Origin of the sequence: Arthrobacter sp. zg-Y750 (assembly GCF_020907365.1) — a bacterium.
Taxonomy (GTDB): domain Bacteria; phylum Actinomycetota; class Actinomycetes; order Actinomycetales; family Micrococcaceae; genus Arthrobacter_B.
Genome location: NZ_JAJJOC010000023.1, coordinates 58,759 through 80,640 on the forward strand (window position 1 = coordinate 58,759; position 21,882 = coordinate 80,640).

General features: G+C 65.5%; 20 protein-coding genes. 8 read left to right on the plus strand and 12 right to left on the minus strand.

The annotated features are described in order from the left end of the window. Window positions 1-93: 93 nt before the first annotated feature. Window positions 94-1,452 carry a Na+/H+ antiporter NhaA gene (gene nhaA / locus LOC57_RS15215; protein WP_227914165.1) on the plus strand — a complete coding sequence of 453 codons (1,359 nt, stop codon included), beginning with the start codon at window positions 94-96 and terminating at the stop codon, window positions 1,450-1,452. Here the strand turns inward: nhaA and LOC57_RS15220 are convergent. The 5 genes from LOC57_RS15220 to LOC57_RS15240 all read right to left on the minus strand — a co-directional run bounded on the left by LOC57_RS15220 (window position 1,449) and on the right by LOC57_RS15240 (window position 4,951). Then, window positions 1,449-2,066, minus strand: coding sequence for a hypothetical protein (locus LOC57_RS15220; protein ID WP_229960755.1), 618 nt, complete (start codon window positions 2,064-2,066; stop codon window positions 1,449-1,451). The two genes, nhaA and LOC57_RS15220, sit on opposite strands and share 4 nt — an antisense overlap. After that, on the minus strand, window positions 2,063-3,028 hold the full coding sequence (locus LOC57_RS15225) for a hypothetical protein (protein ID WP_229960757.1): 966 nt from the start codon (window positions 3,026-3,028) through the stop codon (window positions 2,063-2,065). Before LOC57_RS15225 ends, LOC57_RS15220 begins: the two co-directional genes overlap by 4 nt. Then, window positions 3,028-3,744 carry a signal peptidase I gene (locus LOC57_RS15230; RefSeq protein WP_227914162.1) on the minus strand — a complete coding sequence of 239 codons (717 nt, stop codon included), beginning with the start codon at window positions 3,742-3,744 and terminating at the stop codon, window positions 3,028-3,030. The genes LOC57_RS15225 and LOC57_RS15230 overlap by 1 nt, the downstream gene beginning before the upstream one ends. A 56-nt stretch (window positions 3,745-3,800) precedes the next feature. Next, a complete protein-coding gene (locus LOC57_RS15235; protein WP_229960759.1) occupies window positions 3,801-4,355 on the minus strand; it encodes a SipW-dependent-type signal peptide-containing protein in 555 nt (184 codons plus the stop codon). An 80-nt stretch (window positions 4,356-4,435) separates the two neighbouring features. Then, window positions 4,436-4,951 (minus strand): alternate-type signal peptide domain-containing protein, encoded by a 516-nt coding sequence (locus LOC57_RS15240; protein ID WP_227914160.1) that lies wholly within the window; start codon window positions 4,949-4,951, stop codon window positions 4,436-4,438. Window positions 4,952-5,165: 214 nt separating this feature from the next. Between LOC57_RS15240 and LOC57_RS15245 the strand changes: the two genes are divergently transcribed. Next, a complete protein-coding gene (locus tag LOC57_RS15245; protein ID WP_229960761.1) occupies window positions 5,166-5,645 on the plus strand; it encodes a VanZ family protein in 480 nt (159 codons plus the stop codon). A gap of 269 nt (window positions 5,646-5,914) precedes the next feature. Continuing rightward, entirely contained in the window at window positions 5,915-6,331 is a 417-nt protein-coding gene (locus LOC57_RS15250) for a hypothetical protein (RefSeq protein WP_227914158.1), read from the plus strand. Window positions 6,332-6,398: 67 nt separating this feature from the next. Here the strand turns inward: LOC57_RS15250 and LOC57_RS15255 are convergent, their stop codons facing one another. Then, entirely contained in the window at window positions 6,399-7,220 is an 822-nt protein-coding gene (locus LOC57_RS15255; RefSeq protein ID WP_227914157.1) for a response regulator transcription factor, read from the minus strand. A 237-nt stretch (window positions 7,221-7,457) separates the two neighbouring features. On the opposite strand from LOC57_RS15255, the gene LOC57_RS16555 reads away from it, so the two are divergent. Together LOC57_RS16555 and LOC57_RS15265 are read left to right on the plus strand one after the other, a co-directional pair. Beyond that, complete coding sequence (locus tag LOC57_RS16555; RefSeq protein WP_229960763.1) at window positions 7,458-9,032, plus strand: sensor histidine kinase; 1,575 nt, start codon at window positions 7,458-7,460, stop codon at window positions 9,030-9,032. 142 nt (window positions 9,033-9,174) lie between these two features. Further along, entirely contained in the window at window positions 9,175-10,488 is a 1,314-nt protein-coding gene (locus LOC57_RS15265) for a UDP-glucose dehydrogenase family protein (protein WP_229960765.1), read from the plus strand. Here LOC57_RS15265 and LOC57_RS16370 read toward each other — a convergent pair. Continuing rightward, the gene (locus tag LOC57_RS16370) at window positions 10,485-11,627 is read right to left on the minus strand and encodes a glycosyltransferase family 4 protein (RefSeq protein WP_229960767.1); all 1,143 of its coding nucleotides are present in this window, start codon (window positions 11,625-11,627) and stop codon (window positions 10,485-10,487) included. The two genes, LOC57_RS15265 and LOC57_RS16370, sit on opposite strands and share 4 nt — an antisense overlap. A 303-nt stretch (window positions 11,628-11,930) precedes the next feature. Here LOC57_RS16370 and LOC57_RS15275 point away from each other — a divergent pair, with 303 nt between their 5' ends. After that, window positions 11,931-13,514 carry a glycosyltransferase family 39 protein gene (locus LOC57_RS15275; protein WP_227914153.1) on the plus strand — a complete coding sequence of 528 codons (1,584 nt, stop codon included), beginning with the start codon at window positions 11,931-11,933 and terminating at the stop codon, window positions 13,512-13,514. A 32-nt stretch (window positions 13,515-13,546) separates the two neighbouring features. Here LOC57_RS15275 and sufU read toward each other — a convergent pair whose 3' ends face one another. From sufU to LOC57_RS15300, 5 genes are all read right to left on the minus strand, one after another. Next, window positions 13,547-13,996 carry a Fe-S cluster assembly sulfur transfer protein SufU gene (gene sufU, locus LOC57_RS15280; protein ID WP_227914152.1) on the minus strand — a complete coding sequence of 150 codons (450 nt, stop codon included), beginning with the start codon at window positions 13,994-13,996 and terminating at the stop codon, window positions 13,547-13,549. After that, the gene (locus LOC57_RS15285; protein ID WP_284015206.1) at window positions 13,997-15,313 is read right to left on the minus strand and encodes an aminotransferase class V-fold PLP-dependent enzyme; all 1,317 of its coding nucleotides are present in this window, start codon (window positions 15,311-15,313) and stop codon (window positions 13,997-13,999) included. 96 nt (window positions 15,314-15,409) lie between these two features. Continuing rightward, a complete protein-coding gene (locus LOC57_RS15290) occupies window positions 15,410-16,894 on the minus strand; it encodes a glycerophosphodiester phosphodiesterase (protein WP_227914151.1) in 1,485 nt (494 codons plus the stop codon). Between the two features lie 20 nt (window positions 16,895-16,914). Continuing rightward, a complete protein-coding gene (locus tag LOC57_RS15295; protein WP_227914150.1) occupies window positions 16,915-18,270 on the minus strand; it encodes a hypothetical protein in 1,356 nt (451 codons plus the stop codon). Between the two features lie 40 nt (window positions 18,271-18,310). Next, complete coding sequence (locus tag LOC57_RS15300) at window positions 18,311-18,955, minus strand: YveK family protein (protein ID WP_227914149.1); 645 nt, start codon at window positions 18,953-18,955, stop codon at window positions 18,311-18,313. Between the two features lie 310 nt (window positions 18,956-19,265). On the opposite strand from LOC57_RS15300, the gene LOC57_RS15305 reads away from it, so the two are divergent. Both LOC57_RS15305 and LOC57_RS15310 read left to right on the plus strand, forming a co-directional pair. Continuing rightward, on the plus strand, window positions 19,266-20,726 hold the full coding sequence (locus tag LOC57_RS15305; RefSeq protein WP_227914148.1) for a lipopolysaccharide biosynthesis protein: 1,461 nt from the start codon (window positions 19,266-19,268) through the stop codon (window positions 20,724-20,726). Beyond that, window positions 20,723-21,730 carry a glycosyltransferase family 2 protein gene (locus LOC57_RS15310; protein WP_227914147.1) on the plus strand — a complete coding sequence of 336 codons (1,008 nt, stop codon included), beginning with the start codon at window positions 20,723-20,725 and terminating at the stop codon, window positions 21,728-21,730. Before LOC57_RS15305 ends, LOC57_RS15310 begins: the two co-directional genes overlap by 4 nt. Window positions 21,731-21,882: the final 152 nt, after the last annotated feature.

Genomic DNA, 21,882 nt, shown 5'->3' on the forward strand with positions numbered 1-21,882 from the left:
CGCCAACGTAGAACCGGGTAGACTGGTTCACGGTGCGCCGGGAAGTCTGGTCGGCAATTTTTTGCCGTACCCGAATCCGTTAGGAACCTTTTGATGGCCTCTGAGTCACCCAAGCCCCGCAGCCCCCGTACCGTCCTGAGCCGGGGCAGCTACGGCGAAGCACAGCGCATCGGCGAAATCCTTAGAAAAGAAACCGTAGGCGGCATCCTGCTGCTCGTCGCCACGGTTGCCGCCCTGATCTGGGCAAACTCCCCCGTTGCCGACAGCTATTTTGCCGTCCGAGACTTTGAAATCGGATATGAGCCCTGGCACCTCAAGCTCAGCATCGGCGCCTGGGCCGCGGACGGACTGCTGGCTATCTTCTTCTTCCTCGTGGGACTTGAACTCAAGAAAGAATTCGTCGCCGGCGACCTGCGGGACATCCGGCAGGCCATTGTGCCTATTGCCGCGGCGGTGGGCGGCGTGGTGGTCCCCGCCTTGATCTACGTTGCGGTAAACGTGCTCGCCGGCTCGGACGGGCTGCGCGGCTGGGCCATTCCGACGGCCACGGACATTGCCTTTGCGCTAGCCGTGCTTGCCGTGATCAGCTCCCACCTGCCCAGTGCCCTGCGGATTTTCCTCCTCACACTGGCCGTGGTGGATGACCTGATTGCCATCACCATCATTGCCTTCTTCTACTCCGATGACGTGCATCTGGGCTACCTGCTCTGGATGTTCCTGCCGCTGGCGGCCTTCACGCTGCTGGTCCAGCGCCTCCCCAGGTTCTTCGGCACGCGGACCTGGCCCGCTTGGGTGATCCTGCTGCCGCTGGCCGTGGTTACGTGGGCTCTGATGCATGCCTCCGGCGTGCACGCCACCGTTGCCGGTGTCCTGCTCGGTTTCGCCGTCCCGGTGCTGCGCCGCGGACCGGACCGCAGGAAGCTGCCGGCCAACCCCGAGCTGCCGGGGCTTTCAGAGATCTTCGAACACCGCTTCCGCCCCATTTCCACCGGTTTCGCCGTGCCGTTGTTCGCTTTCTTCTCCGCCGGCGTCGCGCTGGGCGGATTCGACGGCTTGGGCCGCGCCCTGACAGACCCGGTGGCCATCGGCATTATCGTGGCGCTCGTCCTGGGTAAACCGCTGGGCATCCTGGCCACCACCTGGGGCATCACCGCCGGCACCAAGGCGAAACTGGACCCGGACCTGCGCTGGGTCGACCTGCTGGGCATCGGAGTTCTCGGCGGGATCGGCTTCACTGTGTCACTGCTGGTCAACGACCTCAGTTTCGCGGTGGGCAGTTCACACAACGACGACGCGAAGGTGGGCATCCTTGCCGCATCCCTGCTCGCCGCGCTGCTGGCATCAATCCTTCTGACCGCACGCAACCGGCGCTACCGCGCGATCGAGGAACAAGAGCGGCTGGACGCGGACAATGACGGCGTCCCGGATGTCTACGAAGGACGCGAGGATTAGCGGCAGCCGAACTCCGCGTACGGACCCAGCCAGCTGTTCTTGGTGGTGTAAGACATCGTTGTGGGCCACATCTGTACCCGCTCGGACGGAAAGGATATGTCCGGCTCCTGAACCTGGATGACGCCCGAGACCGGACTCTTAGGAAGGGCCGTTCGAAGGCTCACCGCCATCGGCTGAGTCCTGCCGTTGGTCGTGCCGAGCGCCGAACGCAGCCCTTGCAGCTCTGAGGGGTTCACGGTCAGCTGCTGCCGCGGCACAGCGTAGGACTTACTGGCTGCACCCACCGTGAAGGTCAGGACGTATGCGGCATCCGTTTCCAGACCGGCCGCCGGTGACCATGAGATTTTGCCCGATTCGGTGCACCATGGCGCCGGCGGTTTTACGATATTGGGCATCGGTGTCACGGTAATGGTGGCCGCAGTCGATGCACTCCAGTAGGCATATGCTGCGGTTCCGCCGAGTCCAAGCACCACCGTCAGGAGAAACGCGACGGCGGCGGTACGGAACCCCGGCAGCCGCCGCAGCCGGCCGAACCGGCCGGTGTCGACACGGGGGGCCATCGCCTGGTCCCGCTCCCGGCTCTCCGCAGCCCCCTGCTGCGCCTTGGTACTCATTGGCTCCTGCTTCGTAGACGGACACCTGCCGCGGCGAAGAACGCCACCGACAGTACTATCAGGAGCGTACCCGAGAGTGACCGGATGATGGGTTCAACGGTGCTCTGGAAACCCGCCGGCGCCGCGTCCGTAAGCCTGCCCGCTTCTGCCGGCGCCACGTTGGCGTTGAAATTCAGTGTGCTGCCCGGTACCTGTCCCGGCTCACCTGCGGCCGCGGGAAAACCGGCCATTGCAGCAGCGCCCGGGGTGTTCTGTCCGGCCTGGAACAGGGCAGCGATCCGCCCGGTGCGGTTTGGTGTCGGTGCGACCCCATCGGTGCCGGTGACGCCGTTGCCGCCGGTTCCCGTTCCGGGTGTGCCGTTGTCCGTCCCGCCGCCGCTGGCGGGGATTTCCGGGTTCCCCGCCGAACCGCCCAAGGCCTCGCAGGCATCCGGGCCGGTCCCCGGGATGTCCGTGGACTGCAGATAGAACACCAGGTCGAACGCTGCGCTGCGGTTACGGGCGGCATTGGGCGCCTCGATGGAAAGGTCCGCCGTGAGCTGCACGCGTACGTCCTCTCCGGGGGCAAGTTCCCACCCCTGATAAAGGGAGGTGCACGCTCCGGCATCGCCAAGCAGCACCGGATTACCGCCAATACCGTCTGCTGATGCGCTGACCCAAAGCAGGCCCGCCAATTCGGGGTCCAGGATCGGCCTGACGGCCCCCGCCGAGAGATGGGCCGGTCCGTCCCCGTTGTTGCGGATCCAAATGGACCCCGCGGTTGAGCTGCCCGGAACCAGCCGGATGCCCTGGTCAAAAACAGGGGTGGCCAGTGTCGGTGCAAAGGAGGTGCCGTCTGTACTGAAGGCCAGGTAATCACCGGCCGCAGTCGCAGCCGGCATGCCTGTAAGGGCGACGGCTGCGGCGGCGCTGGCGACCACACCCATAGTGAGCCAGCGCTTCGTCGGCCGGGAAACAGGCATTAGACGGCTACGGGCTTCCGGTGGCTGCGCAGGTGCTGGCGTGAGCTGCCGTGGGTGCAGTGCTCGCACTCTTCCAGTACCGGATCGTCCTCCATGTCGTCCCTGTCCAGGGACAGCGTGCCAAAAATCGGATTCGATTCCGAAGCCGGCCCGGCTCCGTCGGAGTCATTGCCCGGCTCGCCGCTGCCGGCGTCACCCGTCTCCCCGTCCTCACGCCTCTTGGCCAGCGCACCGCGGACCATGGTAACCACGCCGTAGCCGAGTAGTGCGACGGCGCCCCACTGCAGGGCGGCCCCGCGGTCTGAGTTGCCGAGGGCGTTGGCAGCGAAGCCAACGAACGGGACCGCGTAAAAGAGCTTGCCGCGCACCTGGATTTCGCGCACCGGGTTCTCGTCCGCAACGTCATTGTTGTCGCCCTGGGTGATCAGGGTCCGCGCGCCGTCCTGGGCCGTGCCCACGGAAACGATGCGGTGTGTGATGACGGCCGGATCGTTGGATTCGATCTGGTAGGTGATCACGTCGCCCACGCGCAGTTCCTCGAACGGAACGGGCTTGACCACCAGAAAGGTGCCGGGTGCGTAATGCGGGGCCATGGAACTGGTCAGGACGCTGTAAGTCTGCGATCCGGTCACCAGTGGGACAACTACCAGGACCAACGCGATCAGCGCGGTGGCGCACAGGGCAAGGTAGCTCAGGCCGGTTCCGATGAAACTCAACGGACTGGCAGGCTTTTCTGCTGTTCTGCGGCCACTTGACATGGTTTTCCTATCCATCACTTAGCTGTCGGCGCAAGCTGCGCCACGCTGAGGTTTACGGGGATGCTGACCGGAGTGCCCAGAAGACGTGCCGGTGTGCTGGTGCTAAGGGTGATCTTGAAACAAAGAGTCTGGGTCGCTCCGGTACCTAGTGTCTGGAGCTGCGGGGTGCCGGGCGGAACATCCAGAGGTGCGGAACATGTCTGACCTGCCTTCAGGACGCGGGCGGTCACCGTGAGGTTGCCCTCGAGCAGGGTGCCCGGGGCGGGCAGCCCAACGGCCGGCTGAAGCACCAGCGGCGACCCCGGCTGCACGTTGACCGCGTTGGTTACCCGCACGGACTGGTAAGCGGATGTTCCGCGCTTCAACTCCCCGGGATTCAGCGCCAGCGCGGGTGTGTCGGCCATGTTGGCGTCGTTGATCAGGACGTTGAAATCTGCGGCCTGAATAGTTCCGGCGTTCACTTCCACCGATGCATTCCACAGGGCGTAGCTGCCCTGGACCGTCATAAGACCGAGCACCACAGCGGCCAGGACCAGGCCGGCGCCTTTCAATGCTCGAAGACTCTTCACGGTTTATTTCCTCCAGGGATTGGGCTGTGTGCGGCACTCCGCGCACAGCCCGGACTTGAACAAGGGGTGGAGAAGGGGTGCTAGCTGACGACCTGGGTCAGGGTGAAGCCGACCTTGTTCAGGGCGAGCGTCATGTTTGCGTCGGCGCGTCCCTCGGTCTTCGGGTTGAAGATGAAGGTGCCCTTGGCGGTAATAACGCCTGAGTTGTCCTTGGTGAGCAGCGCCGGGTCTACGGCCTTGCCGTTCTGCGTGTAGGTCACGGTGGGCATCGCGCTGCCGGTGAACCTGTTGACTGCTGCGACGTTGCTCATTTCAAGCTTGGCCTTGAGCTGGTCACCGGTGAGCGTGACGTTGATGTCCTGCGTGAAGACCAGAACATCGCCGGGCACTGCGCGGTAGGTGGCGATGTCGATGGGCGCACCGGCCGCGGTGCTCCAGGTGCCCGTCTTCGTGGTACCGAGGTTCAGGTCGCCGGCAGTGATGGTTCCGGGAGCAACGTCCGCTGCCGCGTTCCAGGTAGCCAGCGTTCCGCCGCCGCCGAGCAGCATGGCCGCTCCGATGCCGATTGCCAGTGCACCCTTGGTCATGCTCTTCATCGTTATCCCTTTGTTCGAAAGTCTTTGGCCCCGGAATGTTTTCCTGCCGCTGGGATAAGTCTGCTGCCCGGCCCTCAAGAATCGACGGGCGCTTGGCGCAGGGTTGCGGCAACATTGGGGCAATGCTCAAGCGCCGCACAAGGTAGTCTCAACATCGACTCAAACCGGTGCGGCGACCACCGGAAACCGTAGCGTTCTTCCGGCCGGAGGACCCATGCCCCGTCACGACAAACCCATGAGCCGCCCGCCGGGCGCTTCCATACGCGCACGCGGGGCCGCCGCCGTCGTGCTGGTGGTCTACTTGGTGTTGCTGGGTGCGGCAGTGTTCTGGCCTTCGCCTATCGACCGGCCAGCCGCCGCCTTCCTGCAGGACACCGCACTGCGCCTGTATGAGCTCGGACTTCCGCCATGGTTCGACTACGCCCGTCTTGAATGGTCCGCCAACGTGGCCCTGTTCATCCCGTTCGGCCTGCTTGCCGGGCTTATCCTTCCGCGCAGATATGTGTGGCTGGCAGGAGTGTGCGGTATTGCGGCGTCCATTGGCATCGAGACAGCTCAGTCGGTGTTTCTTCCCCTGCGCTATGCGACGGTCAATGACGTGGCGGCGAATTCGATAGGCGCCGTATTCGGCGCGGGCCTGGCCTATTTGCTGCATGCCCGGCCCCGGGCGCGGCGGCGGGCACCGCTTTCCTAAGGGCAATTAAAGATGCCCTTACCGGCGAAATTCAGCGGGAACAATTGCAACTGAAATATTGCCACGATCTTGAGCGTTGCGGGCACCCGTTCCTGAGCTTGGAATGCCACTGTTGGTGTTGGCCCGGGAAGTGTCCGAGCCGGCACCGATCCAGGATCCATAACCTCGACGAGCCCCCACTCGAAGGATATTTTTTGTACTTCACTGCCCCGCAGCGGAGCCAGCCCGCAGAAGCGGGTATGCCTCCGACCGCACCAGCATTCCCGGCCATGAGCCGGCATCCCGGCCTGCCGGCCGCAGCGCGGTCGGTGATGCCTGAACTCCCCCACCGGATGATCGCGCTGGCCACCCTGCTGGATTTGAGCGAGCAAATGGGAGCACGCACCTGCCGGCAGTACATCGGCAACTACATTTCCATGTGGGACGGACGTTTCGCCCGTCTGGTGGGGGCCGCAGAAACGAAGGATCTCGAGGCCGCCATGGATGTGGTCCTGAGCATCAAGATCTCCAGCCACATGGCCGGCGCGGAACGGCTCTCAGCCTTGGCCGCGGAGGCCCAAGCGGCCGTGGCGGCCTACGATTTTCCGGCACTGGACAGCATGGTCGAAGCCATCGGCCGGTGCGGCGCAGACACCATGGCGTTCCTCACCGATTCCCTGGGCCCGGCACGGCAGGACCGGTTCTAGGGCTGAAGAAGTGAAAACCCCCGGCACGCCATGCGTGCCGGGGGTTTCGTAATTCCTGGGGGACGGGTTAGGAAGCCGGGGTAAGCCGGTAACCTACACCGCGCACCGTCTCGAGCCACCGCGGTGACTTGGAGTCGTCGCCAAGCTTGCGGCGCAGGTTCCCCACGTGGACCTCGATGGTGCGCTCGTCGGCGTCACTGATGAACGACCCGGTGTCATATTCCTCGCCGCGCAGGCGCCGGACCAGATCAGTCTTCGTCCGCACGAGGCGGCCGCCTTCCAGCAGTGCATGCAGCAGGTCGAATTCGGTCCGGGTCAGTTCCACGGCCTGCCCGTTGATCTCCGTGGTGCGCGTGCCCGGGTCGAGTGTGAGGCCGTTGTGCCCGAATGCGCCCGGGGCAGCAGCCGCCTGCGGGGCCTGGACCGCTGCAGAAGCCGCGGCCGGCATTGGATGCGCGGCGCCGTCGTCGCCGGCCGGCACGCCGGACCCGGCGCCCTCGCCTTCCGAAGCGGATTCGCCGCGGGGACGGCGGAGCATTGCCGAGATGCGCGCGCGCAGCTCACGGGGGCGGAACGGCTTGGTGATGTAGTCATCGGCACCGGCTTCAAGGCCCATCAGGGTGTCGAGCTCTTCGGCGCGGGCCGTGAGCATCACAATGTAGGCGTCGCTGAACAGGCGCAGTTGGCGGATCACTTCGAATCCGTCGATATCCGGCAGGCCCAGGTCCAGGGTCACCACAGTGGGATTGTGCAGGCGGACCATCTCCACGCCCTCGGAGCCGTTAGGGGCCGTATAGACCTTAAACCCCGACTGCTGCAGAACTGCGTTGAGAAGATCGCGGATATCTGCGTCATCTTCGACGATGACCGCTACGCGCTGTATTTCCATGCCTGTTTATTTTCCTGTCCAGCGAGACTTCGGATTGTCCGCTCCCCTTGCACGGTATCTTACAGGAGCACCCCTATAATCTGAGCTACCACTATCGGAATCCGGGGGTTCCACTTTTATATGTCCAGTCTCGAAGGCCGCCTAGCAGCCCTTTTGGGTTTCAAAACGCAGTTGTACGAACTCAATCTCCGGAGGCGGCTGCTAATCAGCCAACTGCCCCTGGTTATTTCGGTTGCCGTGGCGCTTCCCATCGCGGCACTGGTGGACCCGGGTCTTTTTGGCAATACGGCCTTTCAATTCGGTCTGGTTCTGCTGGTTTTCCTTACGGCCGCGTGTGTGGCGATACCTTGGGAACGCCACCGGCCCCTGGCTTACTGGATCATTCCCGTGCTCGATTTCGCAGTAGTGGGCGGCCTGTACTACGACGGCCGCACCTCGGTCATCGGACTGAGTTTCCTGTCGATTTTCCCGGTTTTCTGGATGGCATGGTCCGGTTTGGCTCCACGCACGGCGGGGCTGCTGAGCTACGCCTGCACCACTTTGGTGCTGTGGGCGCCGCTGGTGACCACAGGAGCCTCGTCGCCCCGGGAACTGGCGGCACCCATGCTCATTCCGATCATCATGATGGGCACTTCAATGGTGGTTTCCACCGTTGAGCGCGATGGAAAAGTCCATCGCGCACGCCTGATGGAGGCGGAAGCACAGCTGCAGGGAAGCCTGCAGGAGACCCGTGTCCGTTCACAACTCCTGGACGGAGTGCTGGAGACCGTGGACGTGGGCGTGATGGCACTCGACGCCAAGGGCCGCACCATCCTGATGAACAGCCGGCAGCGAAGCAACCATGCCCTGGCCAACCTGGATGCCGGCTCGCCCGACGGCGAGAACGACCTCATCTTCGGCCTGGACCAGGTAACCCGACTGCCCCATGCGCAGCGCCCCACGCAGCGGGCACTGCGCGAAGAATCCTTCTCCGACGTTATTGTGTGGGTGGGCGCCGGTGAACGCCAACGCGCCTTGGCGGTATGTTCACGGTCCCTGCGCGACAACGGTGAATTCTCCGGATCGGTCCTGGCCTACAGCGATGTCACCGACATGGTCAACGCCCTCAATGCCAAGGAAGACTTCGTGTCCAGCGTGTCGCACGAACTGCGCACGCCCCTGACATCGATCATCGGCTACCTCGACCTGGTCCTCGAGGACCTGGAGCCCGCGGCGGTCCCGGACCATATCCAAAGTGCACTGCAGGTGGCCCAGCGCAACGCCGAACGCCTGCTGCTTTTGGTGGCCGACCTGCTGACCACCGCTTCCGGAACCATGCACCTGCACCGCAGGGACACCGACGTCGCCGAACTGGTCCGGGCGAGCCTGGACAGCGCCAGACGCCGGGCCGAGGCAGTAGATGTGGCCCTGAAGTGTGATTGCGAGCCGGGTCTGGAAGCCACGGTGGACCCGGACCGGATTTCCCAGGTGCTGGACAACCTCCTCTCCAACGCCATCAAGTACTCCCCCGACGGCGGCACAGTCACGGTCCGCTCCCGCCGGGCGGAGGGGAACCTTCTCCTGGAGGTCCAGGACAACGGCATTGGCATGAGCGAGTCGGACCAGCGGGACGTGTTCACGAAGTTCTTCCGGACCGGGCAGGTCAAAAAGGCCGCGATCCCCGGGGTGGGCCTCGGACTGGTCATTACCAAATCCATTGTGGAAGCCCACGGGGGACGGATTTCCTTCGTTTCAGAACTGGGCAGGGGCACTACGTTTCGGGTCGAGATTCCCGTGCACACGGCCGCGGATATCCCATTGCCTGTTTGCTAACCGGGCCACACCCTCACCGGCGCCAGACCGGGCCGGTACTCAGCTTCCGCACGCCCGCTACTTGGATTCTGCCGTGTGGATAGGGCCTGAACCCAGACGATAGGCTGGTGGGGACTTCATCCGCCGGATCCATAGGGGAAATGTGCGTCTTTCAGTCATCGGCTGCGGCTACCTCGGCGCCGTTCATGCCGCATCAATGGCCAAACTGGGGCATGAGGTCATCGGGATCGACGTCGACCAGTCCAGGGTGGACGAGTTGTCCGCCGCGAGGGCACCCTTCTTCGAGCCGGGGCTTCCCGAACTGCTGGCCGAAGCCGAGGCCACCGGCCGGCTGAAGTTCAGCACGGACATGGCGGACGCCGCCGGGGCGGATGTCCACTTCATTTGTGTGGGTACCCCGCAGCGGAAAGGCGAATACGCCGCGGACCTGCGCTACGTTGATGCCGCCGTTGCCGGCCTCGCGCCATACCTCAAGCCCGGCAACGCGGTGGTCGGCAAGTCCACCGTTCCCGTTGGCACGGCGGCGAGGCTGGCCGAGCAGCTGGAGGAAGACGCACCCGGGGCCGTACTGGTGTGGAACCCCGAGTTCCTGCGGGAAGGCCATGCCGTCCAGGACACCCTCTCCCCCGACCGGTTTGTGTACGGCGTGCCCGCTGGCCCCGCCGGTGAAGCCGCAGCCGCTGCCCTGGACGAGGTCTATGCCGTTCCCCTGGCCACCGGCACGGCCCGGTTGGTGGTGGACTATGCCACCGCTGAACTGGTGAAGACGGCCGCCAACTCTTTCCTGGCCACCAAGATCAGCTTCATCAACGCGATGGCCGAGGTATGCGAGGCTTCCGGAGCGGACGTAACTGCGCTGGCTGACGCGATCGGCATGGACGAGCGGATCGGGCGGAAGTTCCTCAATGCCGGAGTCGGGTTCGGGGGCGGCTGCCTGCCCAAGGACATCCGTGCGTTTATGGCACGTGCCGGTGAGCTGGGTGCCGATCAGGCCCTGACTTTCCTCCGCGAGGTGGATGCCATCAACATGCGCCGCAGGTCCAAGGTCGTGGAAATGACGCGGGATATCTGCGGCGGTTCGCTGCTCGGCAAACGCGTCACCATTCTCGGTGCCGCCTTCAAACCGGACAGCGACGATGTCCGGGACTCGCCTGCCCTCAGCGCAGCCGCGCAGCTGCAGCTGCAGGGGGCAACCGTCACGGTCACCGATCCCCAGGCTCTGCAGAACGCCAAGGGACGCTTCCCGGAACTCAACTATGAACCGGTTACGGAAAACGCCATGCAGAACGCCCACGCCCTGGTCCTCCTGACCGAGTGGAATGAGTACCGGAGCCTGGATCCGGTAGCCACCGCAGCCATGGTGGCGGAGAAGAACATCATTGACGGGCGCAACGTCCTGGACTCCGGCCGTTGGCGGGCGGCCGGCTGGAATTACCGCGGCATGGGCCGTCCCTAGTCCTCCTCCAGCACCTGTTTCCACCAGGCACGGAGGTTCTCCCGGAAGATAGCGGCGGTGTACTGCTCCTCGTAGGCGCGCCGCGCCAGCCGGCCCATCGCCAGGGCCCGGGGACGGTCCACCTGCCGCAGGACGGTAGCCAGGCCGGCCGTGTCGCCGGGCTCGTACAGCCAGCCGGTAACGCCGTGGGTCACCACATCGGCCAGCCCGCCGGCGTTGCTTCCCAGGACGGGTTTGCCCCGGGCGAACGCTTCAATGGCCACCAAACCAAACGGCTCCGGGCTGGTGGACGGGACCACCATCACATCTGCCGCGTCCACGTAGGGAGTAATGTCCGGAACTTCTCCCACCACCCGCACTGATTCGGGTTGCCGCAGCCCGGCAGCCATGGCCGCGACGTCCACGGCGTTCCCGGTGGCCGGCGGGCCGCCCAGGATGCTGAGCGTTCCCGGCGGATCCCCCGCGTCCCACGCGGACAGCAGGCACTCATGGCCTTTCCATGTATTCCACCGCCCTGCCATCACAAAACGAAGCGGTGTCCCGGCAGGGCCGTCCGGCTGTGCCTCCGGCCCGCCTTCCTCCGGCCCGCCGTGTCTTTGCGGGGCGGGCAGGTCCTCCACCCCGTTGGCAATAACGTGCACTTTATGCCGCAGGGCCGGCGGCACGGAATCCGCACAGGCGCGGGAAATAGCTATCCAGTCCGTGGCAAACCGGGACAGGATCCGCAGTACCACTGCTTCGGGTCCGGACCATATTTCCTGGATATGCAGTACCACCCGGGGAATGCGCAGCATCCGGGCAATGGGAGCCAGCAACAGGAGCGCACTGGTGGAGCAGTAGAGTACCTGCGGGCGCAGCCGAATCAATGCCGGCAGCACTGAAGCCAGCTGACCGGCAAGCAGGAGCAGGCCGCGTACCGAAATCAACCGCCGTCGAAGCACCGGCATATTCCGCCGGACGTGGCGGAATCCGAGGCGTCCCAATTCGTCACTGAGCTGTGCACCCTGTGCCGGGCCGGCGTCGGCCCCCGGGGTGCGCGGCAGCCACACCACGAGGTCCTCCCTGCGATTGGGCGGCACCGACTGCACCACTTGGAGCAGTACCCGGTCTGCGCCGTACATCTCGTTGGAAGAGTGCACACACAGAATGCCCGAGCGGGCTCGTAACGGTCTGCCCAGGCGCATGCGTGTCTCCCCGTGTCGTGTGCGTACAAACAGGCTAGGAAGCCGCCCGCCGCCCGCGGAACACTCGTTTGCTACCTACGGGAGTACTTTCAGCCGTTTACCCGTACCTACCTAGTCAGGCCCTGGTCCGAGGACCGGTTGCTGCGGTGCCCCAGCCGCCGGCGGCCTGTTAGCATCCTGCGTTCGGCGGTCCGCTTCGCCTGCCCGCGCTTCGGCCCGACCTCTGCCCCGACCGCTTGCCTAGCCCGAGGTGCACGTATGTCCGACACCACCGCACAGGCCTCCTCCAACCCGCGTCCGGCCCGGTTGACGCCGTCGGGCACCCTGCGTCCCACCCACCGAACCGCGGTAGGTGCCGCGCCGGTCCTAGTGGGTCTCATCGCGGTGGCGGTGTCCCTGTTCCTGGCCTGGCAGCCCGCATTGTGGACGGATGAAGCGGTGACCATTTCCGCTGCGTCCCGAAGCTGGTCCTCGCTGTGGTCCATGCTCGGCGAGGTGGACGCGGTGCACGGCGCCTATTACGCGCTGATGCACCTGTGGGGCTCGGTCTTCGGCTATTCCGAAGCGGCACTGCGCCTGCCCAGCGCCATCGCCGTCGGCTTCGCAACCGCAGGACTGTACCTGGCGGCCCGGGCGCTGGACGGGCCCCGCACCGCGTTTGCCGCAGCAGCCGTTTTTGCGGTCCTGCCCAGGACCACCTGGATGGGGATGGAGGGACGCTCCTTCGCTCTCAGCACCGCCGTCACGGTTGCCCTGAGCTGTGCTCTGCTGGCCGGTGTCAGCAGGCGGCGCCGGCGCTGGTTTGTGCTCTATGGCCTGCTCGCGGCAATAGGTGTCATCCTCAACATCTACGTCCTTTTGGCCGTGGTTTCCCACGGCCTGTACATATTGCTGCTTCCACGGGCCCGCCGGGCATTGCGGGCATGGTCTGCCGCTGCGGCGGGCGGCGTGCTGGCAGGGGCTCCGGTGGTGGTTGCAGCGGTCTGCCAAGCGGGGCAGCTGGGAACCCCTGACCTCACCCTGCAGCAGTTGGCACGAAAGGTACTGGTGGACCAGTGGTTCCTGGGTGAAACACCAACAAACGCTGCAGTCTCCGGGTCCGGGAACGGGCTGTGGCAGCCCGCCGCGGTGATCCTGGCCGGTGCCGCATGGCTGCTGGCCGCACATGCCCTGCGGGCGCCGTCCCGGCCGCTGCTGGCCTTCGCGCTGCCGCTGCTCTTGGTGCCTACCGCAGCTCTTGTGTTTTACTCGCTGGCCGCCTCACCCATCTACAATCCCCGCTACCTGTCCCTGACGGTCCCGGCCATGGCCCTGCTCATCGGAGCGGGCCTTGCGCGCCTGCGGAGCCCCCGGGCAGTGGCCGCCCTTGGCCTGCTGTGCGCGCTGATCCTGCCGGTCTACCTCTCACAACGGAGCGAGGGAGCGAAGGACTCGTCCGACTGGGCCCGGGCGGCCGGCTATGTGCAGGCCCACGCCAACCCGGGGAACGGCATCTACTTTGGGCCGCGGCGGGCCCCGGAAGGGCCGCTGGTGGATCAGACCCAGCGCCGCATCAGCACCGCGTATCCGGAGGCCTTCGAGGGCCTGCGGGACGTGACGGTCCTGGCAACGGGCGAAGCGGACGGCAGCTTGGACGGGACGTCGCTGCGGCTTCAGGACAGTACCTCCCGGATCAAAGACATTAACCGGGTCCTTGCCGTCCGCCGCGCCGACTACCCGCCGGAGCTGACAGCTGCGGAAGACCGCTGGTTCGTCGAGCAGGGGTTCACGGCCGTGGACGCCTGGTCCGGAACCACCAACCGCATCACCGTGTTTGAGCGGAAGAGCGGCGGCAGCAGTTAGGCGGCACAACGGTGGCACAACGACGGCGCGGCTCAGGCCGCGCTGAGCACCGCATCTTCCAGGGCCACCCAGGCCAGCATGGCGCACTTGACCCGGGCCGGGTAGCGGGAAACACCGGCGAAAGCTGCCGCGTCCCCCAGTACCTCTTCGTCCGGTTCGATGGTTCCACGGGACCGCATCAGCTCACGGAAGTCCTGCACCAGTGCGAGGACTTCCTGCCGGTCCAACCCTGCGGCCATGTCCGTCAGCACTGATGCCGAAGCCATCGAGATAGAACAGCCCTGTCCTTCCCAGCTCACCGCATCCAGCCGGGATCCGTCCATCACCGCGCGGAGGGTGATTTCATCGCCGCAGGTCGGGTTCAGCTGGTGGGACTCTCCGGACCCGGCACCGGCAGGAACGTCCAGCAGCCCGTCGCCGTGCCGGTCCTTGGCATGCTGCAGGATGATCTGCTGGTAGAGCTGCTGCAGGTCGGAACTCATTTACTTCACCCCAAAAAATGGCCGGACGCCGGCTACCGCGGCAAGGAAGGCATCGACGTCGTCCGTTGTGTTGTACAGGTAGGTGCTGGCCCGGGTGGTGGATACCAGTCCCAGCCGGCGGTGCAGGGGCTGGGCGCAGTGGTGGCCCACCCTGACGGCAATGCCCTGGTCATCCAGGAACTGCCCGACGTCATGGGAATGGACGCCATCGACGTCGAAGGCCGCCAGCCCGATCCGTTCGACGCCCGCCTTCGGACCCAGTACGCGGATGCCCTCGATCTGCTCCAGTCCGCTGACCAGGCGTCGTCCGAGTTCAGTTTCCCAGGCATGGATGCGCTCCATACCGGTTTCCTGCAGGTAGTTCACCGCCGCGGCCAGGGCCATGGCCTGGGAAATGCGCTGGGTGCCCGCTTCGAACCGCTGGGGTGCAGGAAGGTACTCCGCCTTGTCCATGGTCACGGTAGTGATCATGGAACCGCCCGTGAGGAACGTGGGCATGGCGTTCAACAGGTCCGCCTTGCCGTACAGCACGCCGATCCCGGTGGGGCCGAGCATCTTGTGGCCGGAGAACGCGGCGAAGTCCACGTCGAGCGCTTTGACGTCCACCGGCAGGTGCGGCACGGACTGGCAGGCATCCAGCACCACCAGGGCTCCGTGCCCGTGCGCCATCTTTACCAGGGTTTGCACCGGGTTGATGGTGCCCAGGACGTTGGAGGCGTGAGAGAACGCCAGGATGGCGGTGCGGGGACCAATAATGTTCTCCGCTTCCTCCAACAGGAGTGCCCCAGTGTCATCCACCGGAATGTACCGGAGGGTGGCACCCGTGCGGAAAGCCAGTTCCTGCCAGGGAATCAGGTTGGCGTGGTGCTCCATTTCCGTCACCACAATCTCGTCCCCCGGGCCCAGGGCGAAGCGCCTGGCGGCGGCACCTCCGCGGCCCAGCGAGGCGTTGGAGAACGCGTAGGTCAGCAAGTTCAGCGCCTCTGTGGCGTTGGAGGTCCACACAATTTCGTCCGGCCGCGCGTTAATGAAACCGGCTACGGTTTGCCGGGCGTCTTCGTAAACGTCGGTGGCGGCAACTGCCAGCGTGTGGGCGCCGCGGTGGACGGCGGAGTTGCGCTGCTCGTAGAACTCCTGCTCCGCTTCAATCACGCTCAGCGGGTTCTGGGACGTGGCCCCGGAGTCCAGGTACACCAGCGGATGGCCGTTGACCTCTTGGTGCAGGATGGGGAAGTCGTTGCGGATGCGTTCAACTTCGGCGTTGTCCATCGGGCCTTCGGCATGGCGGAGGCTGACTGGAGTGGAAACCACGGGCACGGAAGACTCCTAGAAGGGAAAGGTGTGCACCATTACGCAACACGACTATGCCCTAATCATTCCACGCTGCACCCCGGTGTGCACCTGAGCACTGCCTTAGTTCGCCGCCGGCTTGCTCCGAATGGACCGGAACTCCACGGCCGGCGGCCCGTCGTAGTTCCGGCATAGGAAAAAGTAACCGCCCCGATACGTGTTGTTGCGGGCGGACACCGTCCGTTCTCCGTCCCCGTCCAGCCGTGCCACGGATACTTCGTCCGGGGTTACGCGCACCTCGTAACGCATCCAGTCCCCCGGCACCGGCCGCGTTGCCGCGCTACTGCCCAGCACGTAGCCGGAAGTCTCGCCGGCCTGGCGTCCGAAGAGTTCCATGGTGCCGTCCGTCCGCTGCACGAAGTGGTACCCGCCGGAGGACGCAGCCTCCCGGATGCGGTAGGGCGCGTCATTTGCCTGGCCGAAGGCGAGCCCGGCGTGCCCGGCCTCGTCGGGAAGCTTGTCCGGCCAGCGCATTTCAAAGGAGATCCTGTACCCCGCTTCGCCGTTGAGCGGACACATGGATCCCATGCAGTAACTCGCCTTGACCGGATGGTCCAGCCGGATCGAGGCTGTGGCCGGTTGGATTACCGGCTGATGGGTCCAAGCCAGTGCATAGGGCAGGTCGCCGGCTGCACGCAATCCGCCGGCAAAAGAGTCGGCGTCCGCCCGGGGCGCATCGGTGGTGACATAAGGGAGGTTCGCGCAAATGATGCCGCGGGCACCGAGGCGCACCATGCGGTCCCGTTCGAATCTGGTGTGGATGTCCCAGGTCAGCACGGGCTTGCCATATTCCACGGCCCGTTCCACCTCGCCGTCCGGGGCGCTCCAATGCAGTCCCACCAGGTCGAACCGCTCGGCCAGCTGCGCCGTGAGCTTGACGGATTCGTCTTCTGCGAAGTAGCCCCATGTCAGGTAGCCGCGTTCTTTCACTGCTGGGGTTTGCCGGGCGGTACCGGACTGCTTCCACACAAAGTGCCGTGTGGGTTCCGGATACTTGTCCATGATGTCGAGCAGGTCTGCGGGGTCGCCGGATGCCTTGTCCTCCAGAAAGATCACGCACGACGCCGCGTACTGGTCCAGCACATCCGTCAGCTTGGGCAGCGGCACCCCGGGACTGTTCGGGCCCAGCCAGGCTTTGGCGTTGTTGGACAGCTCCAGCAGTTCCTCGTAGGTGCTCCGGGCGATTTCCTTGTCGACGCCGGTCATGCGGAGTGTATTGGGGTCATGGTGGCAGACGAACACATTGTCCGATGTCCGGTGCACGGAAATTTCCAGCGCCTCGGCCCCTGCCTCGACCGACCGCCGATAGGCTTCCGCCGTGTGTTCAGGCCAGTTGTCCTGCGACCCCCGGTGGGCGGCGTAAAAGGGCTCGCGGGTCAGCAGGTCCTCCACCGTTGCGATGCTGTTCGCAGCGGGCGGGGCCACCCGGGCCCCTGCATGGCACCCGGTGGCCGCCATACCGAGGCCTGCCCCGGCCAACAGGAACACGCTGCGGCGGGAAATTCCAGCACCGGTGGCGCCGCCGGATGCGGCAGCTGCCAGCTGCATGCGCCCATGCCCGTGCCCGTTCATTCCGTTCCGGCTGCCCGGACCGGCACGGCTGCCAGCGGCGCCGATCCCGCGTGAGGATGGACCCCGCCGGCGGGCTTCCCTGTCCCGAGGTGCCCCGCTGTGCCGCGCGGCCTGTCGGTTTCCACCCGGCGGTCACCTTCGGCTACCACCAGGGCAATGACGGTCCACAGCAGGATGGCTGCAGCTGAACGCGTGGCCAGTCCGCTGTAGGTCTGCGGAATGGCAATCGCCAGCAGGCCGGCGACGGCCAGCCCGCTGCGCAGCGTGCGGCGGAAATTCATCAGCACGAGCACAGCAAGCAGGCCGAAGTACAGCACGCTGAAGAACAGGCCGAGGTCCACGCCGTACATCAGGAAGGAGTTTTCCAGGCTGGTGCCCAGCCCTCCTTGCTCTGCCACCCGGTAGCTGCCGCTGATGCCCTGCCCTTCAAAGAGAAACTCGGGCCACCTGTTCAGCACGGTAAGGACCGCAGACGTTCGGGCGGCAGCCGAACCGTTGTCATCCTCCAACCGGTGAAGCAGGCCTTCGGCGAGGGGCCCGGAGAGAGCCCAGACCACCAGCGCACCCAGGACACCCACCAGGCCGATGCGGGCCGCAACGGGTTTCCGCGTGGCTGCCGCCACGAAAAGGACCGCTGCTGCAATAACAACCAGTCCAACCCTGGACTGGCTGACCAGGACGCCCGCTCCGAACAGGGCAAGCAAGGCAACCTGCTGCCATACACGCCGCAGGGTAACGACCAGCGGTGCCGCCACGCAGGCCGCCAGGGATAAGGTGAGCGGCTGGTCCAGCAGACCCATCCATCTAGGGCCCTCGGGGTTGAACCAGTATCTGGTCTGGAAGCCCTCCTCATAAAACAGGACGTTCCCGGTTACGCGCTGGGCCAGTGCGACCAGGCAAACGAACGCGGCAAGCGCCAGCAGCCCGTTGCGCAGCCACGGCACCACCCGCGCGTCGCGGGCGGCGTTGCCCACCACGAACAGGAAGAACAGCACCGGGGCCACGATCTGGTCTACAAGCAGGATGCCGCCCTCGCCCTCCCCGTTGACGGCAGTACTGAGAATGGCAGCCCCCAGCACGGTGGCCAGCACCACTACTGCGTAGATGTGGCGCGCTGCAGCGTCGGCCAGCACATGCGGTTCAAAGGCCAGCTGGACAACCATTATTGCGAAGATCAGCCAGGTGGCGGCATGGATTGAAAGCCAGCCGTCCGCCTGGCCCGTCAATAGATAGCTGCCGGCAGCCGGAACCGTGAACCAGAGGCCCACGACGGCGAGCGCCGCTGCCGCAGGATGCCTGCGCAGCACCACGGCTGCCACAACGCAGATGAGGATCCAGGGAAGAAGCTGCATCTAGGCCGCCTTCCGCCACAGCATGCCCAGCGTGAAACAGCTAGTGTGCAACATCTGCCGGTTGTTCCCGCGTCGTCTGCCGAGCCGCGGGCATGTGCTCCCTGCCGCGTGAGCGGGCCACCACCAGGAGTACGCCTGCCGAAAGTCCCAAAAGCCCGCCGATGGCCAGATTCACCAGCGGCCGCGGCCGGACCGGTTCCTCGGAGGTGGAAGGGCCGGACACCACGTTCAGGACCGTTTCGGCGGATGTTCCGCTTTCCAGGTCACTGACCATGTTGCCGAACGTGCCGGCAATCTGGGTGGCGATCTCGTCTGTTGTCTCCCGCTCCGGGTCCCGGACGTTCACAGTCAACGTCAGTGTGTCCGGGTCTCCGACCCCCGTGATGCTTTTCTTGACGACCTCAGCGTCCAGGTCAACGCTGCTCGCACTGACTATCCGGTCAATGAACTGCTCACTGGTCAGCAACGCGGCGTAGGCGGTGATCCTGCCGCGGACCAGTTCATCCGATTGGAGTGCACTCTGCCTTTCGGTGCTGGGTGCCACCACATAAAAAGTGACGGTGCTCTGATACAACGGCTGCACCAGAGCCGTGACGATCATTCCCCCGCCCAATCCAAGGGCCAGGCACAGCAGTACCACCCACCAGCCCCGAACCAACGCACGTGCATAATCCACAAGTTTCATAGCGAGACCCAATCCCTCGACGAGTGAAATCCCGCAATTTGTACCACGCCGTCCGTACGTGTTTGGGGGTCCTGAATACTGCTCTTTTCCGAACAATTACTTACCGTTTCCGGCAGCGCAAAACACTCTGGACGGCACCCGCTCCAGCACATACTGTTCCGTTCCGATGCAGGTCTCCCCCCGCCCGGATCCTCTTCCCGGCAGGGGATTCACCGCCGGTGTGCCTCCGGGCTCCGGCCAAGGGGGTAACGCAGTGGCGGACTCAAACGCCGTACGTGACGGCAGCGCAGGTCCCGGCGGGGAAAGCCGCATGGGGGCGCGCTCAGCCAGCGGTGTTCGCTGGAGCCTGCTGGCGGTCATGTCCAAGCAGGGCTTCCAAATGCTCTCCGCAGTCGTCCTCGCACGCCTGCTGGGACCTGAAAGCTACGGGGTTATCAGCGTCGCCAGCCTCTACATCGTATTCACCACGCTCCTGATGGACCAGGGGTTGTCCTCCGCCCTGATCCAACGCCCCCGCCTCAGCCGCCGCGCGGCCGGCGCCACCTTCACGCTGAACATCGCTCTCGCCGTCGCCGTCGCCGCGCTGACCTGGTTCTGTGCCCCTGCCATTGCCGGATTCTTCCACGTGGACGGACTGGCCGGGCTGTTGCGGCTTATCACCCTTGCCCTCCCGCTAAAGGCCCTGAGCATCACTCCCCGGGCACTGCTCTCCCGCGACCTGCGCTTCCGGGGCATCGCTGCCGCCGACGTCGGTGCCGCGGTCATGGGCTGCGCCGCCGGTATTGCCGCAGCTGTTGCCGGTGCCGGCTACTTCGCCGTGCTTTACCAAACGGTGCTCACCGACCTGGTCACGGCCGGAGTGCTCCTTGCCTGCACCCGCGGCCCGGCACCCAACCTGCACCTCGGCGAGGTCCGGCCCCTGCTGGGTTTCAGCATCGGCGTGTTCGCCACCAACGGGCTGGCCTACTTCTCCCGCAACGCAGACAACATCCTCGTGGGACGGGTACTGGGCGTCGCTTCCCTGTCGCTGTATGCCATGGCTTACCGTGTGCTGGTGGTACCGGTCCAGTTGATCGGACAAACCGTCAACAGGGTGATGTTTCCGGCCTTTTCCCGGCTTGCCGCGGACCGTGCGCAGGTTGCCGCGCAGCTGCAGGCTGCCATGTCGCTGCTGGCGGCCTGCGTTATACCGCTGATGGCCTTCGTGGCCTGTGCCGCTCCCGCCCTGGTGCACCTGCTGCTTGGGGATGAATGGCTCGCCGCCGCACCGCTGATGAGCGTCCTGGCCATTGGGGGCGCCCGGGAAACGGTGTTCTACATTGCCCCGTCGCTGATGAAAGGGCTGGGCAAGGCCGGGCTGAACCTCCGCTACGAGCTGCTGGCCACGGCTGCGCAGCTTGGCGGTATTGCTGCCGGGCTCCAGTTCGGCCTCATGGGAGTGGCCGCGGGTTACACAGCAGCCGGTTTTGCCCTGACGCCGGTACTGATGTTCCTGCAGTCCCGGCTCTCAGGTGTGGGTATCGGGGCGCAGGTGCGGATCCTCTGGCCCCCGGTGCACGCCAGCCTCTGGGGCAGCGCCGCGTACCTGACGCTGGGGCGGGTGCTGCCCGGACCCGGCATCGAGTTGTCGATGGGATTGGCGGTCTTTGTGTGCACCGCCGCCGGAGTGCTGTTCCTGGCCCACCGCCGCACCGTGCGTTTCCTTTTGCCGCTGTTCCGCCGGCTGTTGCGGCCACGCAATCCAGTACCTGTCCGAGGAGGCCAAGCATGACCACACCTGCTCCCGGTGCCGAACCCCGGGTTCCTGATCCCCCGGCGGCGGCAGGCCCGGTTCCCGCTCCGCTGGGTACGCTGCAGGCGCAGCTCATCATCGCGGTCCTTACCTACAAGCGGCCGGAGGACCTCGCCGTCGCCCTGCCGCGGCTTCTTGCCCAGGCCCGCAGCGCGCCGGTTCCAGCCCAGGTACTGGTGGTGGACAACGATCCCGACGGCGGTGCCCGCGCCACCGTAGCTGCCGCCGGCGACTCACACCTGGTCTACGTCCACGAACCCCGGCCGGGCATCGCCGCTGCCCGCAACCGTGCGCTCCGGGAGGCCTACGCCGTCGCGGATCTGCTGGCCTTTATCGATGATGATGAAGTGCCCTCGGAACAATGGCTGGACCGGCTGGCCGCCCTGCAAAAAGAGTCCGGGGCAACCGCCGTGGTCGGTCCGGTCCTCTCCGAGTACGAGGTGCAACCCGATGAATGGATCACGGCCGGAGACTTCTTCCGGCGGCGCCGGCTGGCTACCGGTTCCGTCCTCAGCGTGGCCGCAACCAACAACCTGCTCCTGGACCTGAACCGGATCCGGCCCCTTGGCCTGGAATTCGACGAACGCTTCGGACTCAGCGGCGGATCGGACACCCTGTTCTCCCGGCAGCTGGTCCGCGCGGGCGGAAAAATGCTGTGGTGCGACGAGGCTGCGGTTGTGGACCGTGTGCCCGCATCCCGGCTGACGCGCCGGTGGGTGTTGCTTCGGGCGTTCCGAAGCGGCAATTGCCATTCGCGGGTAGCGCTGGCCACCAGCCCTACCGCAGGTGCCCGGGCCGCTACTCGGATCCGTCTGCTGGGTCCGGGGACGGTGCGTTGCGCGGGAGGAGGAGCCCGGTGGCTGCTCGGAGCGCTTCTGCGGTCCCCGGCGCACAATGCCAAGGGTTTGCGGACTGCGGCGCGGGGAGCGGGTATGGTCACGGGTGCCTTCGGCTATGTCTTCAGCGAGTACAAACGCAAGTGAGTCCCGTGCCAATTGAGTCCCGTGCAGGGGACCAGAGGCGCAGCCATAAGCGGACAGCCATAAGCGGACAGCGAAAAGCGGGGGCGGGGCCCCGGCCCGGCCCCCCGACGGGGTGACCAGTAAATACCGGTGTTTTTTAGCCGCCGGGCCCC

What these genes read in the sequence shown, in the direction of transcription:
- nhaA (WP_227914165.1), top strand. Translation starts at nt 94, where the DNA reads ATGGCCTCTGAGTCACCCAAGCCCCGCAGCCCCCGTACCGTCCTGAGC.
- LOC57_RS15220 (WP_229960755.1), bottom strand. Translation starts at nt 2,066, where the DNA reads ATGAGTACCAAGGCGCAGCAGGGGGCTGCGGAGAGCCGGGAGCGGGAC.
- LOC57_RS15225 (WP_229960757.1), bottom strand. Translation starts at nt 3,028, where the DNA reads ATGCCTGTTTCCCGGCCGACGAAGCGCTGGCTCACTATGGGTGTGGTC.
- LOC57_RS15240 (WP_227914160.1), bottom strand. Translation starts at nt 4,951, where the DNA reads ATGAAGAGCATGACCAAGGGTGCACTGGCAATCGGCATCGGAGCGGCC.
- LOC57_RS15245 (WP_229960761.1), top strand. Translation starts at nt 5,166, where the DNA reads ATGCCCCGTCACGACAAACCCATGAGCCGCCCGCCGGGCGCTTCCATA.
- LOC57_RS15250 (WP_227914158.1), top strand. Translation starts at nt 5,915, where the DNA reads ATGAGCCGGCATCCCGGCCTGCCGGCCGCAGCGCGGTCGGTGATGCCT.
- LOC57_RS15255 (WP_227914157.1), bottom strand. Translation starts at nt 7,220, where the DNA reads ATGGAAATACAGCGCGTAGCGGTCATCGTCGAAGATGACGCAGATATC.
- LOC57_RS15275 (WP_227914153.1), top strand. Translation starts at nt 11,931, where the DNA reads ATGTCCGACACCACCGCACAGGCCTCCTCCAACCCGCGTCCGGCCCGG.
- sufU (WP_227914152.1), bottom strand. Translation starts at nt 13,996, where the DNA reads ATGAGTTCCGACCTGCAGCAGCTCTACCAGCAGATCATCCTGCAGCAT.
- LOC57_RS15290 (WP_227914151.1), bottom strand. Translation starts at nt 16,894, where the DNA reads ATGCAGCTGGCAGCTGCCGCATCCGGCGGCGCCACCGGTGCTGGAATT.
- LOC57_RS15295 (WP_227914150.1), bottom strand. Translation starts at nt 18,270, where the DNA reads ATGCAGCTTCTTCCCTGGATCCTCATCTGCGTTGTGGCAGCCGTGGTG.
- LOC57_RS15300 (WP_227914149.1), bottom strand. Translation starts at nt 18,955, where the DNA reads ATGAAACTTGTGGATTATGCACGTGCGTTGGTTCGGGGCTGGTGGGTG.
- LOC57_RS15305 (WP_227914148.1), top strand. Translation starts at nt 19,266, where the DNA reads ATGGGGGCGCGCTCAGCCAGCGGTGTTCGCTGGAGCCTGCTGGCGGTC.
- LOC57_RS15310 (WP_227914147.1), top strand. Translation starts at nt 20,723, where the DNA reads ATGACCACACCTGCTCCCGGTGCCGAACCCCGGGTTCCTGATCCCCCG.